Below are 22,793 nucleotides of genomic sequence, written 5' to 3' on the forward strand. Positions count from 1 at the left end.
GGCCGGGATAGTTCGACTCCCTGGGTCCGCTGGCAAGGGGCGGCATGGGAGGCGGGTGAGCCACGATTGGGACGTGGTTGCCGGACTCAACGGCGGCGCGGGAGCACGGCGCGGGTCGGGAGCGGAGCGTTTACGGGCCCGAACGGGATCGATGTCGAATGGCGTCGGTGAGGAGTTGTTCAACGGCGCGGAGGTGGGGTTCCTCCAGGAAGGCCTGGGTGGCGTCCAGGGCGCCCCGGCTCAGGTGCCGGTAATGCCCGGGGTCCGAGAGGCAGGCGACGATGGCGTGGGCGAGACCGGCGATGGTGGGGGGATCGCCCGGAGCGAGGTGCCCGTTGATCCCGGGATGGAGCCAGGAGCGAACCCCTCCGACATCGAAGCTCGCGGCCGGGATGCCCCAATGACCGGCCTCGACGCCGACCTGACCGAACGGTTCCGGCCAGACGCTCGGCACCGCGATCAGATCGCTGGATTGGAACAGGCGATGCCGGGCGTCCTCCCCGATCCAACCGGTGAACCTCACTTCGATGTCATCGGTCGCCACGATTGCCCGGGCCCGGGCTTCGAGGGCAGGCCGATGGGGACCTTCACCGGCGAGATGCAGAACGAGGGGCCGTCCCAGGGCGCGCCGGACGATGGGCAGGGAGTCGAGGAGAAGCAGGGCGCCCTTCACGGGTTCGAGCCGGCCGAGGAACACGAGGCGGACGGGTCCGTCGGGCGGCAAGGACCGCGGTTGCGATGCCGAGCCACCCGTTTTGGGAGGGGGCACGAGAAAGGGGAGGGTGCGGACCTGCCCCGGGGGGAACCCGTGCCGGTGGAGTTCGCGGGCCATGGCGTCGGAGTGGCAGGCGATGAGATCGAACCGGCGCATGACACGCTGCCATCCACGTTGCGCGACGAACCCACGCCAGAGAGCGAAGGGGTTCCACCCGCCGCAGCGCAGGGGGTAGTGGCAGGCCAGGCAGGACCATCCGAACGTGCGGGAACAGGGTTGGGCGCGGGGCGTGTGGATGCGCTTCCATCCCGTGGCGCAGGTGCCGAAGTAACCGTGCTGAAAGGCCGCGGCCGGCCAGCGCCGCACCGCCTCCATGGCAAGCGATGGGCGCATGGGGCTGTGAACATAGAGGACGTCCGGACGCCAGGAGGCGAGGCATTCGAGAGCTTCGCGGTCGTCGCGTCCGGCGAGGGACTGGCCGTGGTCCGGCGCGATGGGTGCGCGGGACGGAGGGGGTGGCCATTCGTGAAAGAGCCGGACCTCATGCTGCGCCGCCTGGAGGGCGGGCAGGAGTCGCGCCAGGTGGATCTCCAGTCCTCCGACACAACCGCCTTGGGCATTGAGGAGGGCGATGCGCACGGGCGGGGAGGGAGGGCGGGGCGGGCGGGAAGGATCGGGCGTGATGCGATTCGAGCTGGGTTCGGCCTGGGTTCGGCCTGGAACCGACCGGACCGGGCCGCAGGGTTTTCAATCGGGATCAGGGCGTCAACCCTGCCTTGTCTCGAAAATGGACTTGCCCGGCCCCGTCGGAACGCGTGGCATGGATGCCCTCGATGGGCACATCGCATCCCTGTCTTCCGCCGGCCCGACGCCATCTCTTCGGTCCCCTCGCCTCGATGAACCGCTCCGGAGCACCCGACTCGAGTCGCAGTGCACCTCGATGCCAACCGCCTGTCCCCATGATCCCCATGATCCGTTACCTGACCTCTGTCCTGGCATGGTTCGCGATTTCGGGCGCGTGTTTCGCGCAGACCACCTGGACCCTGAGAAACTCGAACTCCGGCGATCTCCTCTACGATGTCACCTTCGGCGGCGACACCTTCGTCGCCGTTGGCACGACCACCGCGTCCGGCAGTTCCGTCACGTCGCCGGACGGCATCGTCTGGACCCACCATGTCAGCGCGGTGGGCGGGATCTTTTATTCGGTGGCCCATGGCAACAACCGTTTCGTCGCGGTGGGGTCCAATTCCGCGTCGTCCACCAGCGCGGTTTCCACGGATGGCGGGCGGACCTGGGCCGGCGGACCGGTCGGCATCGGCCTCGAGTTCCGCGGGGTGGCCTGGACCGGCGATGGATTCATCGCCGTGGGTGGCACCGGCGGCAACGCCGTCATTGCGACCTCGCCTGACGGCGCATCGTGGACCGGCGGTGCGGTGGGAGTGGCGAGCACCCTGAAGGGGGTTGTCCAGGGCGGGACGACCCGCGTGGCAGTGGGCACGACCGGGGTGATTCTCTACTCCCTGAACGGAGGCGAGTGGAGGAGGGTTGCGGCGACGCCCAATGTCGATTGGGAGGATGTCGCATTCAATGCGGGCCGGTTCCTGGTGATTGGCGTCGGGGGGCAGATCATGACCTCCACCGATGGGATCACCTGGGTCCTGGTGAATTCCGGGTCGGGCGATCTGTTGTACGGCATTGCCACGCTGTCCTCCCCGCAAATCTGGGTCGCCACGGGAAGCAACGGTCGGATTCTCGTTTCGAACAACGCCCAGGACTGGACCACGGTGCTGCCGGCGGTCACCGGGGATTTCCTATACGGGGCCGCCGCGGGCGTGCCGGCGGGGTCCACCTTCCTTCGGTTTGTGGCGGTGGGGACGAACGGCCGGATCCTCAGCTCGGACGGACCGGAGGTGGACGGTCCCACGCCGGCGGCCTTCGTCGATGACAGGCTGACGTTTCCAGGCATGGGCGGAGCGTTCACGGCGCCGATCACGGCCGGCCCGTCCGTATCGTGGAACGCCACGACGGGCGCCGGATGGATCACCTTGAGCAATCCACGCTCCGGGACGGGCAACGGCCAGATCTCGGGTTTCGTCCAGCAGAACCTCACTGCGGAGGCGCGCACCGGCACCATCTCCATCGGGACGGACACCCTGGTCATGGAACAGGCGGGCGTGGCGCTGCTTCCACCTGGGTTCCTGAACGGATCGTTCGAGGACTCGGTGAACGCCATTCAGTTGAGCTGGGCCGGTGTCTTCGCGGCCCAGCGTTTCGAGATCGAACGCCGCAACGTTCCCGAGGAGGCCTTCACACTGGTTTTTTCGGTGGCCAACGACGGCCCCCGCACGGTCACCGACTCCGATGTCACCCTGGGGCAGGATTACGAATACCGGATTCGCTCCGTCTCGGGCGCCATTCGTTCGGAATGGTCGAGCGTGCTCCAGGTTTCGGCGCCGCCGGAGATTCCGGGAGGCTTCGCGGCGACGGCCCGCAACGCCAGTCAGATCGAACTCACCTGGAGCGACGTCCGTGGCGAACTCGGGTATCTGATCTTCCGCGCCAGCGGGGAGGAGATGTTCCTCAATCAGATCGCGCGCCTGCCCCCGGACGAAGTCCGCTACCTCGACAGCGGCCTCGATCCCTCCGAGACCTATCACTACGAGATCGAGGCGGAGAGCCGGGTGTTCGGACGGCGTTCCCCGACGGTCACCGCCACCACCCCGGCCGAATCGAGAACGATCGTCTGGGGACCCGCCACGCTGAACACCGTGAACTACACCGGGATTGCCCACGGCAACGGGATCACCGTCGCGGTCGGGAACGGCGGACTGGCGACCCGATCCACGGATGGGCTGACCTGGACGGATGGGATCACGCCCACGGAGGAGACCTTGAACGCCATCGATTTCGCGGAAGGACGGTTCGTGGCGGTCGGCAACGCCGGGACCCTCATCACCTCCATCGACGGTCTGAACTGGACTGCTGCGGCCAGCCCCGCGACGGAGTCCTTGAGCGGGGTTGCGTTTCTCGTTCAGTGGTACGCCGCCGGTGTCAACGGCGCGTTGTTGAGCAGCCTCGACGGGCTGGTTTGGAGCCCGTTGGTCAGCCCGGCGATCGGGGGGTTCGTCGATCTGTTCGCCGGCGACGTCCTGGTGGCCATGGAGGATTCCGGGCGGTTCCTGACCAGCGCCGACGGCCTGGCATGGACGGAGACGCGGGCGGGCACGCCGCCGGACGAGACACTGCCCTTCTTCTGGACCCGCACCGCCGGGGCCTTCGGGAACGGCGTGTATTCCGTGGTGGGTCCCAACGGCCATACATCCACCAGTGCCGATGCAGCCACGTGGGGCGAGTTCCGGGGCGGCGGATTCCTGTATCTCGATGCGGTCGCCCATGGCGGGGGACGCTTCGTGGCCGTCAGTCGCAACGGCAGAACCGGCTACTCGACAGACGGCCGGAATTATCTCGCGGGGCGTGACCAGTCGGCCGGGCTGCAGGCGGTCACGTATGCCCACGACCGGTTCGTCGCGGCGGGGCAGCGCGGCCTCATTGTCACCAGCCCCAACGGTGTGGATTGGACCGAGGTGCAGAAAGCCAGGACTCCGGCGACCCATTTGTCCCTGATCGCCATCGGGGGAGGGCGACAGGTCGCCTATGGGATGAACGAGAACATCAACGGGGTCCGTACGCCGGTCATCCTTCGCAACGCCGCCGACGGAAACGGGTGGACGGAACATCCGGTCTCCGTGGAAGGCGTGGCGGAGACACCGGCCTTCCACGAGCTCGTGCACCTCGAAGGCCGGTTCCTGCTGGCCGGGGACAACGCGGCGATTCTGACCTCGACCGATGGAACCGGTTTCGCCACGCGACATGTCCTTCCGGGATTTCTCCATCTCAACGCGGTCCGCTCGGTCGCCATGCATGACGGGGTCCTGCTGGCCGGCGGCGATCTGGAAGCGGGTCTGCTTCGGTCGGAGGACGGCGGCCTCACCTGGAATCCGGTTCCGGATCTGCCTCCCGCCTTCTCCGCCGACCGCCTGCGCCATGCCTCCCGTTGGGTGGGCGGTGCGGGCGAGTTCTACTCGGAGGATGGCGGCATGTGGAGCCAGGCCCATGTCAACGGTGTCGGCCCGCGTCCCCAGATCGGTGCGCTGGGGAGACTCGGCGACGAACCGCTCCTTGTGGACCTGGGCAGCACCTTCGGCGGTTCGGACGCCTCCGCTTCCATCTCCTGGGACGGACGCAACTGGAACCGGCGCCCCTTCCAGTCCCCGTCTCCACCGAACCAGTTGCTGAATGCCGTTGCCTATGGCGCCGGTGTGTTCGTGGCGTCCGGCGGAGATCGCGACGAGGGCGCCCGCCTGTGGGCATCCCTGGACGGGGTTCGCTGGGAGACCGCTCCCGGCGGGATTCTTCCGGCGGCGTTCTTCGAGCATGGAGGCGTGGCCGACCTGGCGTTCCATGAGTCGGATCGGGCCTTTTACGGCGTCGGCCGCAACGGGCTGATCCTAAGACTCACCGTGGCCTCCAGCGACTTTGCTGGCGCCGGTCCCGACACCTCCATCGGGATTGAGCGCCGGGAGGATGGGATCCATCTCACCTGGCACGGCGACCCCGCGTACACCTATCTGTTGCGACACAGCGAGTCGCTGAGTCCGCCATCCTGGACGCCGGTGGGTTCCGCCGTGGTTGGAACCGGTTCATCCATGAGCCGCCTGGTGCCCGTGTCCCCTTCCGTCCCCGGTGGTTTCTGGTCGCTCCTGATCGAGGAGGACTGATCGGGTCGCGGCGAGTCCGTGCAACGGACGGTCGTGATGGGGAGCGAGGATGTGGAGGGGAAAGGCATCGACTCTCATTCGTGGAGCCTGTTCAGCCGGTCTCCAAAGTGGGCGAGGGCGTGCGCGGCCATCGACCTCGCGAAGGTCGCAAATGCCAGTTCAGGTGATGGTTCGGCGTACTCTACTTTGGCACCCCGACTTTGAGGGCTCAGGATGAGGCATGCCGCATCCAGCAGGCGTTCACGAACCAAATTCTCCAGCAGAATTCGATAACGTCCTATGTAGGATGCACCGCGAAACTCCGGGAAGACCTTGAAGTGGGGCTCTTCCACGCCAACGGGGCGGCGGACCGTTGGGTGATCTTCGAGGAGCATGAGGAAGCCAAGCCACGGCCGGGCGCTGGGAGCGAACGCACCCTTTCCATAGGCGGTCCAGAGGTCGTGCGCCAGACCTACAACCTCCTCTGCCCGGTTGTTCTGATTGTTCCCGAAGGAGCCGACCTGGGATTTAAACTCGATGCACAGGAGCAGGCGACCTTCGTGGATGACCAGTACATCCCACTTCTTTTCGGATCGAAAGTAACCTGGAAGTTGGAGCGGCTGGCGTTTCGTGTAGATGCAGTCTTCCGGCACGTTGTAGATCTTCAGGACCGCGGCAATGAGATCTGCGAAGCCATCCAGTTGTGCGCCGCCGGTGACCGCCGACCGGGTGCCACGGTCCCGCTCTCCAGATTTCAGCCCCTGGTTGGCAGCCTGTCTATCGCGGACGGTCCAAAAGTGCTGAACGGCCGTGGCGATCTGATCCCGCATGGGTGCTTTCCCGATCCTTGTTCGCCTCATGAATGGTAACCTTGGCTGGTGAGATCATGTCGCCGGCCTTGTCTGAGAGCCGGTTCCAGGCGAGGCGGAAATACTCGGGATCCACTTCCACACCGATGGAGTTCCTTCCCCACTGCGCGGCGGCGAGGGCAGTGGTGCCTGTGCCGAGGAATGGGTCAAAAACCGTGTCTCCCACGAAGCTGAACATGCGAACCAGCCGCTCCGCCAATTCCACAGGATAGGGTGCGGGATGCTGGCGTGTGGATGCACCCGTCACTCCGGCCCAAACCTGCTGGAACCAGGCACCGTGATCGGTGGCGGGAATAACACTCAAGATTCGTTCGGCATTCGATGGCTGCCTGTACCCACCCGGCTTGCGCTGCATCAGGATGTACTCGATGTCGTTCTTGATGACCGCATTTGGCTCGAATGGCTTTCCGAGGAAGCCGCCACCATTCCCTTCAGCCTCGTAGGCAGCGTTGGCAATCTTGTGCCAGATGATGGGCGCGAGGTTGTCAAAGCCGATCAGCCGGCAACGTTCCTGCAAGGAGGCGTGGAGCGGAACAACCGTGTGTCTGCCGCCATTCTCCCGACGGGATAGGCAAACGTCACCGACAACAATGATCAATCGCCCGCCGGGTACCAACGCATCAAAACATGTCCGCCATATCGTGTCGAGTTGGTCGAGGAAAGCCCCGTAGTCCTTGACGTGTCCAAGTTGACCTTTGTGATCCCTGTAGCGCTTGAGAGTCCAGTAGGGAGGCGAAGTGAGAACGAGGTGGACGCTCTCCGGCGGAAGGAGTTTGAAGGCCGTGGAATCGGCGAGGTGAAGGTCGTGTCGAGTCGGGATGCTCTGGACGGCATACCTGATCTCTCGAAGCAGCTTTGCATCCCTGGCCAGCTTGGGAATCGCCCGCTGATCGATTGGAACGTCCCGGAGATCCACAGGTAAGTAGGCGTCCAGCCCGTTTTTGACGATGGAGTCGGTGGATTTGGGGTGGGATCGCCTCATCAGCGTGTGGAGACAAGGTTTCGGACCTCTCCATGCTGAATGCGAGGCGTTTTTTTACCCTGCCCGCCGCCCCGTGCCTCCCGGATGTGCGGGGAGCGGTGCGAACTTCGCGAAGCGTCGCCTCGGAGGGCCGGGTTCCACGAGGCCGCGATGGACGTGTTCAGTCGGTGGCGGGGGCTTCGCGCTGGACGGAGATTTCGGCGGGGCGGCGGCCCCAGAGGAGGAAGGCGGCGGGGGTGGCGACCAGGCCCAACAGGGTGGAGGTGACGAGTCCGCCGCAGAGGGCGACGGCGACGGGGTGAAGGATCTCCTTGCCGGGTTGATCCGCGGCAAGGACGAGGGGGACGAGGGCGATGCCGGCGCTGAGGGCGGTCATGAGGACGGGAGCGAGACGTTCCAGGGTGCCGCGCACAACGAGTGCGGGACCGAACGGGACGCCTTCCTGGCGCATGAGCCGGAGGTAGTGGGAGAGGAGGAGAATGCCGTTGCGGGCTGCCACGCCCGCCACGGCAATCATGCCGACCCAGGAGGCGATGCTGAGCTGGCCGGGGCCCAGCCAGGTGAAGACAAGCCCGCCGGTCACCGCAAGGGGAAGTCCGGCGAGGACCTGGACCGCGAGGGGTACGCTCCGGAAGTAGCCGGCGAGAAGGAGGAGCATGACTCCGGCGACGAGGGCGGACAGCCAGACGATCCGCAGCACCGCCGCCTGGCGTGCGGCGTATTCGCCTTCGATGCGGGCGTGGTAGCCGGGGGGCCAGGCCATGGCGTCGGTGAGGAAGGCCTCGAGGCGTTCCGCGGCCTGGGCCAGGTCACGTCCACGAGGGTTGGCGGAGAGGACGATGCGCCGTTCGCCGTTCTCGCGCTGGACGATGTTCGGTCCGAGGGCTTCACGGACGTCGGCGAGGCGGTGCAGGGGCACCCAGCCGGCCGTGGACGTTTCAACGGGCAGTTCCGAGAGGCGTTCGGTCGAGTCGCGAAGTTCGGAAGGGAGGCGGAGGGTGAGGGGGACGGGACGGTCGGCCTGACGGAGTTCGCCGAGGGACAGTCCGCCGACGAGGCTGGCGACACGCTGGTGAAGGTCTCCCGGGGTCAGGCCATAGGCGGCCGCACGGTTCGGGTCCACTTCGAGGCGGACCTCGGGAATGGGCACCTGGGGTTCGAGGGCCACGTCGGTCAGGCCGGGAAGGCGGCGGGCGTGTTCCTCGACCTGCCGTCCGAGGGCGTGGAGGGTGTCGAGGTCGGGTCCGAAGATCTTCACGACCAGCCGGGCGGAGACACCGCTGAGCATGTGGCTGAGGCGATGTCCGATGGGTTGCCCGAGGGCGACCACGGTGCCGGGGATCCTGCCGAGTTCCCGGCGGATTGCCGCGAAGACGGCGGCGCGGGGCCGGCCTTCGGGGTGGAACTCGATGTCGAACTCGGTGACGGACACCGGCATGACATGGTCATCGCGTTCGGCGCGGCCGGTGCGGCGGGCGATGCTGCGGATCTCGGGGATGCCTTGCAGGAGGCGGGTGCCGATTTCACCCAGGGCGCTGGCTTCGACGAGGGAGGTGCCGGGGGCGCAGGCGAGGGTGACGGTGGCGCTGCCTTCGTGGAAGGCGGGAAGGAATTCGCGGCCGAGTCTCGGGTAGAGTGACCAGGCGCCGGCAACGGCGAGGGCCGAGAAAGCGAGAATCCACGCGGGCCGACGGAGCGCGGGTTGGAGGCAGGCGTGAAGGAAGAGGAACTTGAGGCCGCGGATCAGCGGGGCTTCGGGGATTGGGCGGGGATGGAGCGCCTCGGGGAGGAAGGAACACAGCACGGGGATCACGGTGAGGGAGACCACGAAGGAGGCGGCCATGCTGACGATGGTGGCGAGGGCCATCGGGGCGAAGAGCCGCCCCTCGATGCCTTCGAGGCCAAGGAACGGCAGGAAGACCAGGATGATGAGGAGGGTGGCGTAGAGGAGTCCCTGGCGGACCTCGTTCGAGGCGCGGGCGATGATCTCAATCGAGGGGCGTGGGGAGGGGCGGGCGGCGTTTTCGCGGAGCCTTCGGAACACGTTCTCCACATCCACGATGGCGTCGTCCACCACCATGCCCGCCGCCACGGCCAGGCCGCCCAGGGTCATGGCATTGACCCCGACGTCGAAGGCGCGGAACACGAGCAGCGTGGTGGCGAAGGACAACGGGATGGCCACGAGGGCGATGACGGTGGTGCGGATGCGGAACAGGAACAGAAAGAGCACCACCGCCACCATGAAGGCCCCGTCGCGCAGGGCCTCGCGGACATTGCCAAGGGCGGCGTCGATGAAGTCCGCCTGGCGGAACAGCACGTCCACCAGTACGCCCGGCGGGAGCGAGAGTCGCAGGTCTTCGAGGGCACGCTCGACGGTGGCGGTCAGGCTGCGGGTGTCGAAGCCGGGCGCCTTGTCGATGCTGAGAATGACGCCCGGGAAGCCGTTGACGCTGGCGTCTCCGCGGCGGGGTTGGGTGCCCCAGGCAACGGTGGCCACGTCCCGGACGAGAACGGGCCGGTCCTCGATGGTGCGAATCCACGTCGCACCCAGCGCCTCCGGATCGAGCGTGGCGGTCCGGTGCCGGATCATCACCTCGCGGGGGCCGGCCTGGAGATAGCCGCTGGTGGCGGCGAGCGTGGATTGGGAGAGGGCGCGTTCGAGATCGGCGAGGGAGAGTCCGTGGGCGGCGAGCCGGTGAGGATCCGGCTGGACCTGGAGTTCCTCGACGCCGCCGCCGAGGTTGAGGACGTCGGCCACGCCGCGGATGCCCTGCAGGCGCCGGCGAATGGACCAGTCGGCCAGCGTACGGAGCGCTTCGGGCGAGACGCTGCCATCGGGACTGCTCAGTCCCACCAGCAGGATCTCGCCGAGCAGCGACGAGACCGGCGTCATGTCGGTGCGGGCCTGCGGGGGCAGATCGCGCGCGACGGACTGCCAGCGTTCCTGGACCCACTGGCGGGCCCGGTAGATGTCGGTGCCCCAGGAGAACTCCGCCACCACCAGGGACAATCCGACATCCGAGGTGGACCGGACCCGTTCGAGTCCGGCGAGTCCGAGGATGGCGGACTCGAGGGGGCGCGAAATCCAGGTTTCGACCTCCTCCGGGGCCAGGCCGGGCGCCTCGGTCAGGAGGGTGACCGTGGGTTTGTTGAGATCGGGCAGGACATCGATGGCCAGGTGGCGGGCGGTTTGCCAGCCCAGTGCCAGGCAGGCCAGCGCGGCGGCCAGCACCAGGGCCCGGTGTCGGAGCGAGAGGCGGATCAGGGCTTCCAGCATGGGGACCTCATCGGGGGGTGTTGCTGGAGGAGCCATCTGCGCCGCCGGGCGCTTCCGTGCCGCGGCGACGGCGCCGGGAGCGGGCGATCAGGGCCCAGGCCGACAGTGCGGTGGCACCCAGCACGACGGCGAGGATTCCGGTCATCCGGGCATCGAGGGGAAAGGGGAAGGGGCCCGCCTGGCTGACGCGGCGATGGCTGTGGCCGTGACTGTGGCCGTGGTCGTCCGCGCCGTCGTCGTGGTCGTCCTCATGGTCATGGTCATCGTCGTCGGGACCGTGGGAATGACCGTGGGCCGCATCGAGAGCGGCGCGCAGGCTGGCGGCGCCCTGGCCGGCAAAGAGAAGCGGGTAGGCGCCACGGGTCACCACCCGGTCCCCGGGAGTGAGGCCGCGGACGATTTCAACCCACTGATCGTTGCGGGCACCCGGGGTGACGGGTGTGCGCAGGAACGCGTGGGGGGCATCGGGATCCGCCAGAAACACGAGGCGTCCGGTGGCGTCGCCGAGGAGGGCTTCGCGCGGCACGGCGAGGACGTTCGGACGGGAGGCGACCACGATGGAGAATTCGGCGCGCATTCCCGGACGGAGCGCGAGGTCCGGGTTGGCCACATGAAAGGCGGCTTCGAGGGCGCCGGCGTCGCCGTCGGCCATCGCGCCGAGGTGGGCCAGTTCGGCGAGGTATTCGCGGTCGGGATGGGCATGCACGCGGATCCGGGCGGATTGGCCGACACGCAGCCGGCCCACGGCATGCTCGGGGACCATGGCGACGGCGTGGATGTCGGCGAGGTCCACGATTTCGACGAGGACATCGTCCGGGCTGACGGGTTGGCCTGGGACCACGTGGACGGCGGAGACTATGCCGCCCATGGGGGCGGTCAGGGGAATGACGGGGGGAGGATCACCCGGCTGGCGGCTTTCGACGGTCAACGCCCGGGCGCCGGATTCGATCGGGGTGTCCACGTGGACCTCCACCTCGCGGACCCGCCCGGCAATGCGGCTGCTGACCACGGCGCGATGGCCCGGGGCCACGCGGAGTCGTCCGAGAGCGAAGACGGTTTCCTCGAAGGTCCGTTCTTCGACGGGCGCGATGCGAAGGTCGAGGAGGGCGACGCGGTCTGCATCCAGGACGACGGTGCGCGCGGCCCGGTCGGGCGGGGCGTCGGGCGAGGCGGAAAGGGCCAGGGCCAGGGCGACGAGGGTGAGCCGCGGCACGGAGATCCGGGGCATGCATTGGGGAAGGAAAGGGTGGAGGGACATGGCGGAGACGGGCGTGGGAGAATCAGGGTTGGGTGAGGCCGGTGACGGATTCGTGGCGGACCCGGGCGAGGTGGAAGTCGCGCAGGGCCTCGATGCGGGCTGCTTCCAGGGCAAGTCGCGCTTCGCGCGCCCGGAGCAGTTCGCCAAGGGGGAACTGTCCGTTGCGGTGTCCTGAAGCCAGTTGGTTTTCGACCGCTTCGGACTGCGGGAGGAGGGATTCGGTGAGGCGGGCGTGGCGTTCGGCGGCCACGATCATTTCGCGGTGAGCGGTGGCGGCTTCGGCGGCGAGGTGGCGGTGCACGGACTCGGCTTCCCATCCGCGGCGCCGGATGGCGGCGGCGGCCTCGTCGATGCGTCCCCGCTGGCGATCCCAGAGGGGCAGCGGGATCTTGAGCCGCAGGCCGACCCAGACGTCGTTCTCCAGTCCGACCGGGACGTCCTCCATCCGCTGTAACTCCCCGAAGATTCCAAAGGTGGGCTGCTCCCATCGACGGGCCCGGGCCAGATCCGCTTCGCGCTCGGCAAGATCGATCCGGCGGGTGGCGACGGTCGCATCCGGTGCCGTCGGTATCGCGGCAGCGGTCGTGGGCGGCAAGGCGCCGGGGGGGGCGGGCGGATCGAGGGTGTCGCGGATCTCCAGGGGGTCCGAGGGAGAGAGACCCAGCATTGGAGCCAGGGTTCCCACGATGGCGGATCGCTCGGACCGAAGGTGGTCGAGGGACAGGTCCAGTTGGCCGAGTTCAAGCCGGAGTTGCATGGCCTCGATGGTGGACGCTTCGCCCCGGGCGGCAGCCTCATCGGACACCTTCAGGCGTTGGCGTGCGGCTTCGAACTGGCGCTCGACCAGGTCGCGTTGGGCATCGACGGCGAGCAACCGGATGGCTGCGGATCGCACGGCGAGGGCAAGGTGGCGTTCCGCGGCGCGCACCTCGGCGTGGGCGACCGCGACGGTGGTGTCGGCGACGGCACGTTCCAGGCGGCGGCGTGGTCCCAGGGGAACGGGCTGGTTGACGCCGATCCCCAGCAGGAACTCGCGACCGCGGGAGTTTGGGGCGAACTCCGTTTCGATCTCCGGATTGGGCAGGAGTCCGGCCTGACGCCGCCGCCCCTGGGCCTCCTCGATGCCCGATTGCATTGCGGCGATCCCGGCATTGCGGGCGAGGGCACGGGCCACCGCTGTCTCGAGGGTGAACGGCTGGGCCGTGGCTTCCAGGCTGGCCGCGATGGCCAGCAGCGACAGGATCGCCGTTTTCCCCCGGCGCCAGACTCCCCATCGGGTCCGATCCCTGACCGGGTTCGACCACCCTGCCGAATCCGCCGACTTCACTGAACGCACCGCATCTGTTCCGACAATCATCGATGACTCCTCTCCGAACCTTCACGCATGCAGACATTCCTTGGCCGCGATGGTTGGACCACGGCGGCACCGACAGGGAAGGCGCCCGATGGGCAGACCACGGGATCTGCCAGGCAGGCGGGCGGGAGGAATCAGACGAGGAGGACGATCGAACGGGCGACCTGAAGCGCCGTCGGCGGCGCCAGACCGGAACCGGAAACGCAGCCGCCGGGGAGGTTCCTGACGACGCTCACCGGCGGGGGCATCGGATGACTTGGCAGGGCTGGCGGTGCCGGATCCGAACCCAGCGACGCGGAGAGCCGATGGCAAAGCCGGGCCGAAGTGTCGGCAACGGCGAATCCAAGCACGTGATCCGGTTCGGCGGCGTCCAGGGTGGGCGTCGCCTCCAACAGCACCGCGCACACAAGGCAGGCGGGGCAGTGAACCGCGCCCGGGGCGGGCCCGGGTTCGTCGCGATGCGCCAGGACGATCCGGAGCCCTGCGGCCCCGGCTGCGAATCGGACATCGTGGTGTCCGTCAAGAACCGCCCAACCGGCACGTATCCAACCTGGCAAAGCGGTATTGCCGAGGAGGTGCGCCAGCAGGCAGAGCCACACCGCGAGACGTGGCAACCCGGTCCGGCCCATGCAGGACCGGACGCTGAAGGAGGGGGCTGCCGACCGCGACATCGCCCTCTGGATAAGTCGGAAGACGCGCTCGTGGCAATGGCCAAAGCACGAACGGTCGGGTGTACACGCTTCAGCGTGAGCCTTCCCAACCACCCCGACACGCGAAAGCGTGCACACCCAACGAAGGGCGGCCAAACTCTGTGTCCCCACGTCCCCGCCCCGCAAGGACGGTTGGGTGTACACGCTTCAGCGTGAGCCTTCCCAACCATCCCGACACGCTGAAGCGTGTACACCCAACGAAGACTTGTGGAGCCACCGATCGTGGCGATTGCCAGGTTTTTCCCATCGCGGCGAACGCTCCACTTTGAGATGACTGCCAGATGCACCGTGCGCTCCTGGCGGCCGTTCTGCTCCTCTGCCTTTCCGCCCATGCAGCGTCTCCCGAGGGGTACTATCGCTACCCCGCGATCCACGACGACACCGTCGTATTCACCAGCGAAGGCGACTTGTGGCGGGTTGCGGCTTCGGGGGGGCTCGCCCGAAGGCTGACCGCGCACCCCGGGATGGAGTCGTTCGCCGCGATTTCGCCCGACGGTTCCACGATCGCGTTTTCCGCCCAGTACGAAGGCCCGACCGAGGTGTACACGATGCCGGTGCATGGCGGCCTTCCCGTCCGACGCACCTTCGATGGCGTCACCACCCGCGTGGCCGGCTGGACGCCCGATGGCCGCATCCTGATCCGGACCGCCATTCGATCGACGCTCCCGGCGGAACAGTTGGCCATCCTGCGACTCGATCGAAGCGACCCGGAATGGCTCCCTCTCTACGAGGCGAGCGAGGCGGCGTTCGATCCGGCGAGCGGGGATCTCTACTTCACGCGGCTCCCCAAGCAGGGCAGCAGCACCAAGCGCTATCGGGGCGGCTGGATCCAGAATCTCTGGCGGTTTCCATCGAAGGGCGACGCGGCCGGTGCCGGCGTGGATCGTGAGGCCGTCCTCATTCATCCCGAGGAGACGGCCACCAGCCGGAACCCGATGGGGTGGCAGGGGCGCCTCTACTTCATCAGCGATCGGGACGGGATCATGAACCTGTGGTCCTCGTTGCCCGACGGTTCAGACATGCGACAGCATACCCATCATCGCGACTTCGACGTCGCCGAGGCGTCCCTGCACGCCGGTCGCATCGCCTATCAGCACGGTGCGGATCTGCGACTCCATGATCTCGTCCGCGACACGGACGCCCGGATTCCCATCCAGCTCGCCTCGGATTTCGATCAGCAACGGGAACGCTGGGTGAAGGATCCCGTCACGTTTCTCACCTCCGCCCATCCGTCCCCCGATGGCGATCGGGTCGTGCTCACGGCAAGGGGCCAGGTCTTCATCGCGCCCGTCGGCCAGGGGCGGTTTGTCGAGGTCCCGCGCCTTCCGAATGTGCGCTATCGCAATGCCCGGTTCCTTCCCGACGGCACCAACGTTGTCGCCCTCTCGGATGCGACCGGCGAACTCGAGTTCTGGCGGTTTCGGGCCAACGGCACGGGCGGATCGGGCCAGCTCACGGACGATGGCACGGTGTTCCGTTTCGGCTGTGTGCCGTCTCCGGATGGCCGGTGGATCGCATGGGGCGACAAGGATCTGCGGCTTTGGATCCGCCATCTCGAACGCAGGGAGTCCATCCTGGTGGCCGAGTCGCGGATGACGACTCTGACCGATTTCAGTTGGTCCCCGGACAGTCAGTGGCTCGCGTACACCGACGTCGCAACCAACACCTACTCCCACATCAAACTCTACCGCCTGTCCGACGCCGCCCATGTCACCGTGACCGGCGATCGCACGGACAGCTCCAGTCCTGCATGGTCGCCGGACGGAAAATGGTTGTACTTCCTCAGCGATCGCCATCTCCGTTCCCTGGTGGGCAGCCCGTGGGGTTCGCGGCAACCGGATCCTCACTTCACGGAGGGAACGAAGATCTATCAGGTCGCCCTGACCCACGGACTCCGCTCGCCGTTCGCACCCGCGGATGAACTTCACGCGGCCGCATCCCGGAGTGCCGGGGAGACCCGGACCCCGGACGCGGAAAAGCCCGGGTCCGATGTCCCGAACGACACGACCGCAGCCACCAACCAGGTCACGGTCCGGGTGCAGGTTGACGTGGAGGGACTGGGTGGCCGGCTCTCCGAGGTGCCGGTTCCGCCCGGCAATTATGCCAGCCTCTCCGTCACCGCGAAGCACCTTCTCTGGACGTCGCGTCCGACCGGCTTCGACGCGAAGACAAGTCTCATGCAGCTCGAAGTCACCGCCAAGGATCCCAAGCCGAAGACCCTGGTCGAAGACATTCGAAGTCACGAAGTGACGGCCGACGGCCGGAAGCTGCTGGTGCGGAAGGGCGACGACTTCCACATCGTCGCCACCGATGCCGCCGCCCCGGCGAAACTCGACGAGAAGCTGAACCTCGCGGGATGGACGTTCCCTGTCCAGCCGCGCGAGGAATGGCGCCAGATCTTTACGGAATCATGGCGCATGATGCGCGACTACTTCTACGACCGCGGCATGCATCGGTTGGACTGGGCGAGCATGCTCGACAAGTACCGCCCGCTGATCGATCGGGTCAGCGACCGGGCCGAATTGAGCGATGTCATCGCCGCCATGGTCGGCGAACTCTCCACGCTTCATATCAATGTCGGAGGCGGGGACGAACGGGACGGGCCCGACAACATCCGCCCCGCCTCGCTCGGGGCCCGGCTCGGCCGCGACGAGGCCGCCGGCGGCTGGAGAATCCAGCACATCCACCGCGCCGACCCGGACTACCCGGATCAATGGTCGCCCCTGGTCCGTCCGGACCTCTCCATCCGCACCAACGACGTGCTCGTCGCCATCAATGGTCGCCCCACCCTGAGTGTCCCCCATCCCTCCGCCCTGCTTCGCAACCAGGCGGGCAAGCAGGTCCTCATTGAAGTCAAGGACGCCGAATCCGGCGAGATCCGGCCGTACATCGTGAACCCCATTCCGATGGATCGGGAGGCCAATCTCCGGTATCGGGAATGGGAACTCACCCGCCGCGAACGTGTCGAGGAACTGGGCAGGGGCGCCATTGGGTACGTCCACCTCCGCGCCATGACGGCCTCCAACATTGCCGAGTGGGCCCGTGACTTCTATCCGGTCTATCAACGCCAGGGCCTCATCATCGATGTCCGCAACAACCGCGGCGGAAACATCGATTCCTGGATCCTGGGCAAACTCCTTCGCAAGGCGTGGTTCTATTGGCAGCCGCGTGTCGGCGATCCCTTCTGGAACATGCAATACGCCTTCCGTGGACATCTCGTCGTCCTCTGCAACGCGCGAACGGCGAGCGACGGTGAGGCCTTCGCCGAGGGCTTCCGCCGCCTCGGCCTCGGCAAGGTCATCGGCACCCGCACCTGGGGTGGCGAGATCTGGCTGTCCGCCCAGCGCTGGCTCGTCGATCGCGGCATGGCCACCGCCGCCGAGATCGGTGTCTATGGTCCCGAGGGCGAATGGCTCATCGAGGGCCACGGCGTCGATCCCGACATCGTGGTGGACAACCCGCCCCACGCCACCTTCCTCGGTCAGGACGCCCAACTCGACGCCGCCATCCGTCACCTCCAGGAACGGATCGAATCGGATCCCCGCCCTGTTCCTCCCGCGCCACCCTATCCCGACAAGTCCTTCCCCGCGCGGCCTGCGGATGGGCGGTAGAGCTTCGGAATTCCGCCAGGAGCGCCTTCAACTCCACGCCGCTGAGTGGGATCTGCCGTGCGCCAGGAGTTCCTATCGGAGCCACAGGATGTCCGCCCGACCGTGGAACCTCTGCTGATCCTTTCACCGGACGCTCCGCCCGCCCGGGGCGGCCTGGCGGACCACACCGATCGGCTGGCGACGGTTCTGCAGGACCGGTTTGCGGTGACCGTCCTGACCTCGCCGGGTGCGGAGGCGCGACGGCCGTACACGGTGCGAGGGGAGATCGGTGACTGGCAGAGTGCGGCGCGCGTGTCGGAGGCTGTCGAGCGATGGAGGCCTGTGGGGCCGATCCTCTGGCAATACGTGCCGCACATGTACGGGCGCGGCGGGGTGAACCTGGGACTGCCACGGGTAATGAAGACGCTCCGGCGACGCGGCCGGCGGCAGGTGGTGCTGGCCCACGAAGTGGCGGCGGGTTGGTCGCCCTGGCCGCATCGCATCGTGTACGCGCTGGCCCACCGCTGGATGTGGCGCGGCGTTCTGGGGCAGGCGGACGCAGTGGGTCTTTCGACCGAACGCTGGCTGGAGCGGTGGCGTCGGGTGCAACCCTGCCGGGCCGCACTCTTTTTCGCACCCTCGCCCTCGAACATCCCCATCGCACCGGTCGCGGTGGCCGGTCGTTCGATCGGGCGCGACCGCCTCGGGTTGGGAGCGGCCCGACGGGTGGTCGGATTCTTCGGGTCACCCGGACCGGACAAACGGATGGATTGGGTGGTGCACGCATGGCGGTTGGCACGGCGCCGCGATCCGGCGACGGCCCTGGTGTCGATGGGCGGGCTTCCCGCATTCCGACCTTCGGCCGATGAGGCCGCCTGGTACCGGGCCACGGGTCATCTGCCGGGGCCGCAGGCCTCCGAGACCCTGCAGGCGCTCGATGTCCTGGCGCTGCCGTTTCTGGACGGCGTGTCCGAACGGCGATCCTCGTTCATGGCGGGACTGGCGCACGGTCTGGCGGTGGTGGCGACGGTGGGGCCGGCGACCGGTTCGAGTCTGCGCGATTCGGCGGCGTTCGAAGCGGTGGCCGAACGCGACGGGATGGAGGCCTTTGGCGCGGCAGCCGCGGCGTTGCTGGAAGACGACACGCGGCGAACCGGGCTCGGTCAACGGGCCCAAGACTATTACCGAAGTCACTACGACTGGCCCTGCCTTGCGGACCGGCTCCTGCCCTGGCTCCGAGGTTCCGGTGCATCCCGGAGTTGTGGGTGAGGAGGCAGCGAATCGGAGGGACGAGCTCCGCGAGTCCTTAACCCAACGGTCCACACCCTTGCGGCCTCGTGGAACTCGGCCCTCCGAAGCGATGCCTGGCGAAGTTCGCAGCTTTCCCAACAATTCCGGGATGCATGGAGATGCGCCCGCTTCATGAGCTCAGGCTGTGGACTTGTGGACGGGTCTGGTAGGATCCGGAAATGAACGGGGAAGGGTCGATGACCAGCGGCGTACCCGGGATGGCGGCGACGATGCGGGGTCCGGAACCCATTCGGGTGGCGCCGGTCTGCCGGAGTTCGGATGCGGCGGCGAAGATCGAGTTGTTCCGGTCGCTATTCCGGGGGCGCGAGGATGTCTATCCGCGCCGGTTCGAGAGTCGGCGGACCGGGCGCTCGGGGTATCAGCCGGCGTGTGGCAACGAGTGGGTGCGGGGCATCTGCGAGAAGCCGCGCATCCGGTGTTCCGAGTGTCCGCATCGGCGGTATCTGCCGGTGACGGGGGAGGTGGTGCGGTGGCACCTGAGCGGGAGGGACGCGGAGGGGGCGCCCTTCGTGATGGGGCTCTATCCGATGCTGGCAGACGAGACGTGTTGCGTGCTGGTGCTGGATCTCGATGGCGAGGCGTGGGTCGAGGACGCGGCGACATTGCGCGAGGTGTGCCGGAGACAGGGGCTTCCGGTGGCGTTGGAACGATCCCGGTCGGGGAAGGGCGGGCATTTCTGGTTCTTCTTCGAGGAGGCGATCCCGGCGCGCCTGGCAAGGAGTCTGGGTTCCGCCCTGCTCACCGAGGCGATGGACGTGCGTCCGGACCTTGGACTGGGCTCGTATGACCGGCTGTTCCCGAACCAGGACACGTTGCCGCGGGGTGGCCTGGGCAATCTGATCGCCCTGCCGTTGCAGCGGGAGGCGCGCGATCGGGGGAACAGTGTCTTCGTGGATGAAGCGCTCGCGGCGTACCCGGATCAGTGGGCGTTCCTGTCGGGGATCCAAAGGCTGTCCCGTATCGAGGTGGAACGGAGGGTTCGGAAGGCGGAGGCGACGGACCGGGTGATCGGCGTGGTGCGGGCGATGCCGGAGCCGGACGAGACCCTCGAGCCATGGCTCAGGGTGCCGTCGCGGAAACGGCGTGATCCGCCTCTGACCGGACCCATGCCGTCGAGGATGGAACTGGTGTTGTCCGACCAGATCTACCTGGCGAAACCAGCGCTGCCGCCCGGGTTGCGCAACCGGCTGGTGCGGCTGGCGGCCTTTCAGAATCCCCTGTTCTACAAGGCCCAGGCCATGCGGCTGCCCACCGCGCAACTGCCGCGGGTGGTGGCGTGTGCCGAGGATCTGCCAGGCCATCTCGGGTTGCCGCGGGGGTGCCTGGGCGACGTGGAGGCCCTGCTGCATTCCCTGGGCATCGAACCGGTCATCCGGGACGAGCGGAATGCGGGTTGTCCGATCGGAGCACGGTTCCAGGGGACGTTGAGGGAGGAGCAGCAGGAGGCGGCGGAGGCGCTGCTGCGCCACGACACGGGGGTTCTGGCGGCGACGACGGCGTTCGGGAAGACGGTGGTGGCGGCGTGGCTCATTGCGGCGCGTGGGGTGAACACGCTGGTGCTGGTCCATCGAAGGCAGCTCCTCGAACAATGGGTTGAGCGGTTGGCGACGTTTCTCGGTGTCCCGGCAAAGGACATCGGGCGGCTGGGTGGGGGGAGGCGCCGACTGACCGGCGTGTTGGATGTGGCCCTGATTCAGAGCCTGGTGCGGCGCGATGAGGTGCGCGACGCGGTGGCGGACTACGGGCACCTCGTGGTGGACGAATGTCATCACCTGCCGGCGCAGAGCTTCGAACGCGTCGCCCGCCGGGCGAAGGCCCGCTTCGTCACCGGCCTGTCCGCCACGGTGGCGCGACGCGACGGCCATGAACCGATCGTCTTCATGGAGTGCGGGCCGGTGCGGCACCGGGTGGACGCGCGACAGCAGGCGGCGGTGCGTCCCTTCACCCATGAGGTGTTGGTCCGGCCCACCGGGTTTCAACCGCGCGAGTCGTCCGAGTCCGACCCGGGGGCGGCGTTCCGCGAGCTGATCGGGGCCTTGTCCAGGGATGCGGCCCGGAACGCCATGATCCGCGACGACATCCTGGGCGCGGTGGCGGCGGGCCGATCGGTGCTGGTGGTGACCGAGCGGACGGATCATCTCGAGGCGCTGGCGGGCGGATTGCGGGAGGCGGTGCCGCACGCGGTCGTGCTGCGCGGCGGGTTGGGAAGGCGGGCGTTGCGGGATGCCATGAACGGCCTGTCCGGGGTGCCCGACGGGAAGGGCCTCCTGCTGCTGGCGACGGGCAGCTACATCGGGGAGGGGTTCGACGATCCGCGGCTGGACACGCTGTTCCTGACCATGCCGGTGTCGTGGCGTGGAACCGTGGCCCAGTACTGCGGGCGGTTGCACCGGTTGCACGACGGCAAACGGGCGGTGCGGGTGTACGACTACGCCGACCTCGACATTCCCGTGCTGAGCCGGATGTTCGACCGTCGATGCCGCGGCTACGAGGCGATCGGCTACACGATCCTGCTGCCGGCCAGCGCGATGGCGGGGTGGCCCGCCGACGTGCCTCTGCCGGTCGATGCCGCATGGAAACACGACCATTCGGAGAGCATCCGGCGGTTGGTGCGGGACGGGGTGGATGCGACGCTGGGGAGATTGTTTGCGGGAGCGTCTTCGCCACCGGCACCGGATGCGGAAGGCGAGGCGCGGGCGCGGAGTGCGGCGGAGGCGTTCCTGTACCGGCGGTTGGAGACGCTGCCTGAGACGAGGGGGCGTTTCCGCCTGAACGCCGATCTTCCGATCGCCTTCGACGGCCGCGGTTGCATGGAGGTGGATCTGCTCGATGCCGGGGCGCGGCTGGTTGTGGAACTCGACGGCGAGCAGCATCTCGGGAATGCCGAGGCGTATCGCCGGGACCGGCGCAAGGACGCCCTGCTCCAGGAAAACGGGTACCGTGTGCTGCGATTCCTGACGGAGGATCTCAGCGTGCGACTGGATGCGATCCTCGACGCGATACTTCGTGCGGTGGCGGGTATGCGAAGATCCACAACCCCGCACTGTTGAGCGGCGCACCCGGGAGTCGGCGAGCAACCCCCGGGGTCACATCTCTGAATTTGACATTTGGCTCCCTCTCAGGCGCCACGACCTGATTTGTCAAATTCACAGATCTGACCCCGGGTCCGCTCCCACTTGCCAGTGCGCGCGTACACGGTGCAGGGCCAGTACACGTTACCCCTGAATCGGCGTCGGGATCGGAACCGAAATGGATGACCTGGGTCTTTGACACGAGAGACTTGATCGGGGCCATGCGACCATCGATGACCTACGGTGGGAATCCCTGAGCGGCGGATGATCGACCGGACCGAAGCGATACCGATTCCGATACCGACCCCGATCCGACCATCAAGCCGGGGAAGCGCGCACCACTGGAGGCTCGAACCGCTCCAGGGAGTGGCCAGGATCCGGGAGAAACCCGGAGGGTTTCCAGAGATTAGCCGGGGGTCGAGCCCGGCTCCGCGGGTTCGACCCCCGGGAAAAGGCCCACACCGCACACGACCCCGCCAGGGGTCGTAGAACTTGTCCTCGTCCTCGAACCGGCAGACCCGTCCCCAATCCCCAACCCGTTGGGTGTCCCGGCTTCAGCCGGCTGCGACCCCACCATCCCATCCCGCCGCGTCGCGCAGCTCTCCCCTTCCAATCCTCATGCCCCGACACGCTGAAGCGTGGACACCCAACCGCCCGTCCCCAATCCCCAACCCGTTTGGTGTGCCGGCTTCAGCCGGCCGCGACACCCTCCTCTCCCATCCCGCCGCGTCACGCAGCTCTCCCCTTCCAATCGTCATGCCCCGACACGCTGAAGCGTGGACACCCAACCGCCCGTCCCCAAACCCCCGACCCGTTGGGTGTCCCGGCTTCAGCCGGTCGCGGCACCCTCCCCTGCCATCCCGCCGCGTCGCGCAGCGCTCCCCTTCCAATCCTCATGC

At 67.6% G+C, this 22,793-nt stretch carries 11 protein-coding genes; 4 read left to right on the forward strand and 7 right to left on the reverse strand.

From position 1 onward, the window contains the following. Positions 1-130: 130 nt before the first annotated feature. On the reverse strand, positions 131-1,354 hold the full coding sequence (locus tag KF833_05460; protein MBX3744737.1) for a glycosyltransferase family 4 protein: 1,224 nt from the start codon (positions 1,352-1,354) through the stop codon (positions 131-133). A 320-nt stretch (positions 1,355-1,674) separates the two neighbouring features. Between KF833_05460 and KF833_05465 the strand changes: the two genes are divergently transcribed. Then, positions 1,675-5,493 (forward strand): hypothetical protein, encoded by a 3,819-nt coding sequence (locus tag KF833_05465; GenBank protein MBX3744738.1) that lies wholly within the window; start codon positions 1,675-1,677, stop codon positions 5,491-5,493. 74 nt (positions 5,494-5,567) lie between these two features. Here the strand turns inward: KF833_05465 and KF833_05470 are convergent, their stop codons facing one another. From KF833_05470 to KF833_05495, 6 genes are all read right to left on the reverse strand, one after another. Then, positions 5,568-6,302, reverse strand: a complete 735-nt coding sequence (locus KF833_05470) for a restriction endonuclease (protein ID MBX3744739.1) — start codon at positions 6,300-6,302, stop codon at positions 5,568-5,570. After that, the gene (locus tag KF833_05475; protein ID MBX3744740.1) at positions 6,250-7,323 is read right to left on the reverse strand and encodes a site-specific DNA-methyltransferase; all 1,074 of its coding nucleotides are present in this window, start codon (positions 7,321-7,323) and stop codon (positions 6,250-6,252) included. Before KF833_05475 ends, KF833_05470 begins: the two co-directional genes overlap by 53 nt. A gap of 160 nt (positions 7,324-7,483) precedes the next feature. Continuing rightward, complete coding sequence (locus KF833_05480) at positions 7,484-10,600, reverse strand: efflux RND transporter permease subunit (GenBank protein MBX3744741.1); 3,117 nt, start codon at positions 10,598-10,600, stop codon at positions 7,484-7,486. A gap of 7 nt (positions 10,601-10,607) precedes the next feature. Next, positions 10,608-11,828 carry an efflux RND transporter periplasmic adaptor subunit gene (locus KF833_05485; GenBank protein ID MBX3744742.1) on the reverse strand — a complete coding sequence of 407 codons (1,221 nt, stop codon included), beginning with the start codon at positions 11,826-11,828 and terminating at the stop codon, positions 10,608-10,610. A gap of 52 nt (positions 11,829-11,880) precedes the next feature. Beyond that, positions 11,881-13,215, reverse strand: a complete 1,335-nt coding sequence (locus KF833_05490; protein MBX3744743.1) for a TolC family protein — start codon at positions 13,213-13,215, stop codon at positions 11,881-11,883. 131 nt (positions 13,216-13,346) lie between these two features. Next, positions 13,347-13,883: a hypothetical protein gene (locus tag KF833_05495; GenBank protein ID MBX3744744.1), complete on the reverse strand. Its 537-nt coding sequence runs from the start codon at positions 13,881-13,883 to the stop codon at positions 13,347-13,349. Between the two features lie 320 nt (positions 13,884-14,203). Here KF833_05495 and KF833_05500 point away from each other — a divergent pair, with 320 nt between their 5' ends. The 3 genes from KF833_05500 (at position 14,204) to KF833_05510 (ending at position 21,873) form a co-directional block, all read left to right on the forward strand. Beyond that, positions 14,204-17,533, forward strand: coding sequence for a PD40 domain-containing protein (locus KF833_05500; protein ID MBX3744745.1), 3,330 nt, complete (start codon positions 14,204-14,206; stop codon positions 17,531-17,533). Between the two features lie 102 nt (positions 17,534-17,635). Beyond that, complete coding sequence (locus KF833_05505) at positions 17,636-18,781, forward strand: glycosyltransferase family 4 protein (protein ID MBX3744746.1); 1,146 nt, start codon at positions 17,636-17,638, stop codon at positions 18,779-18,781. 251 nt (positions 18,782-19,032) lie between these two features. Continuing rightward, the gene (locus KF833_05510) at positions 19,033-21,873 is read left to right on the forward strand and encodes a DEAD/DEAH box helicase family protein (GenBank protein ID MBX3744747.1); all 2,841 of its coding nucleotides are present in this window, start codon (positions 19,033-19,035) and stop codon (positions 21,871-21,873) included. The last annotated feature ends 920 nt before the right edge of the window (positions 21,874-22,793 follow it).

This window comes from Verrucomicrobiia bacterium, from assembly GCA_019634625.1.
Lineage (GTDB): Bacteria > Verrucomicrobiota > Verrucomicrobiia > Limisphaerales > CAIMTB01 > CAIMTB01.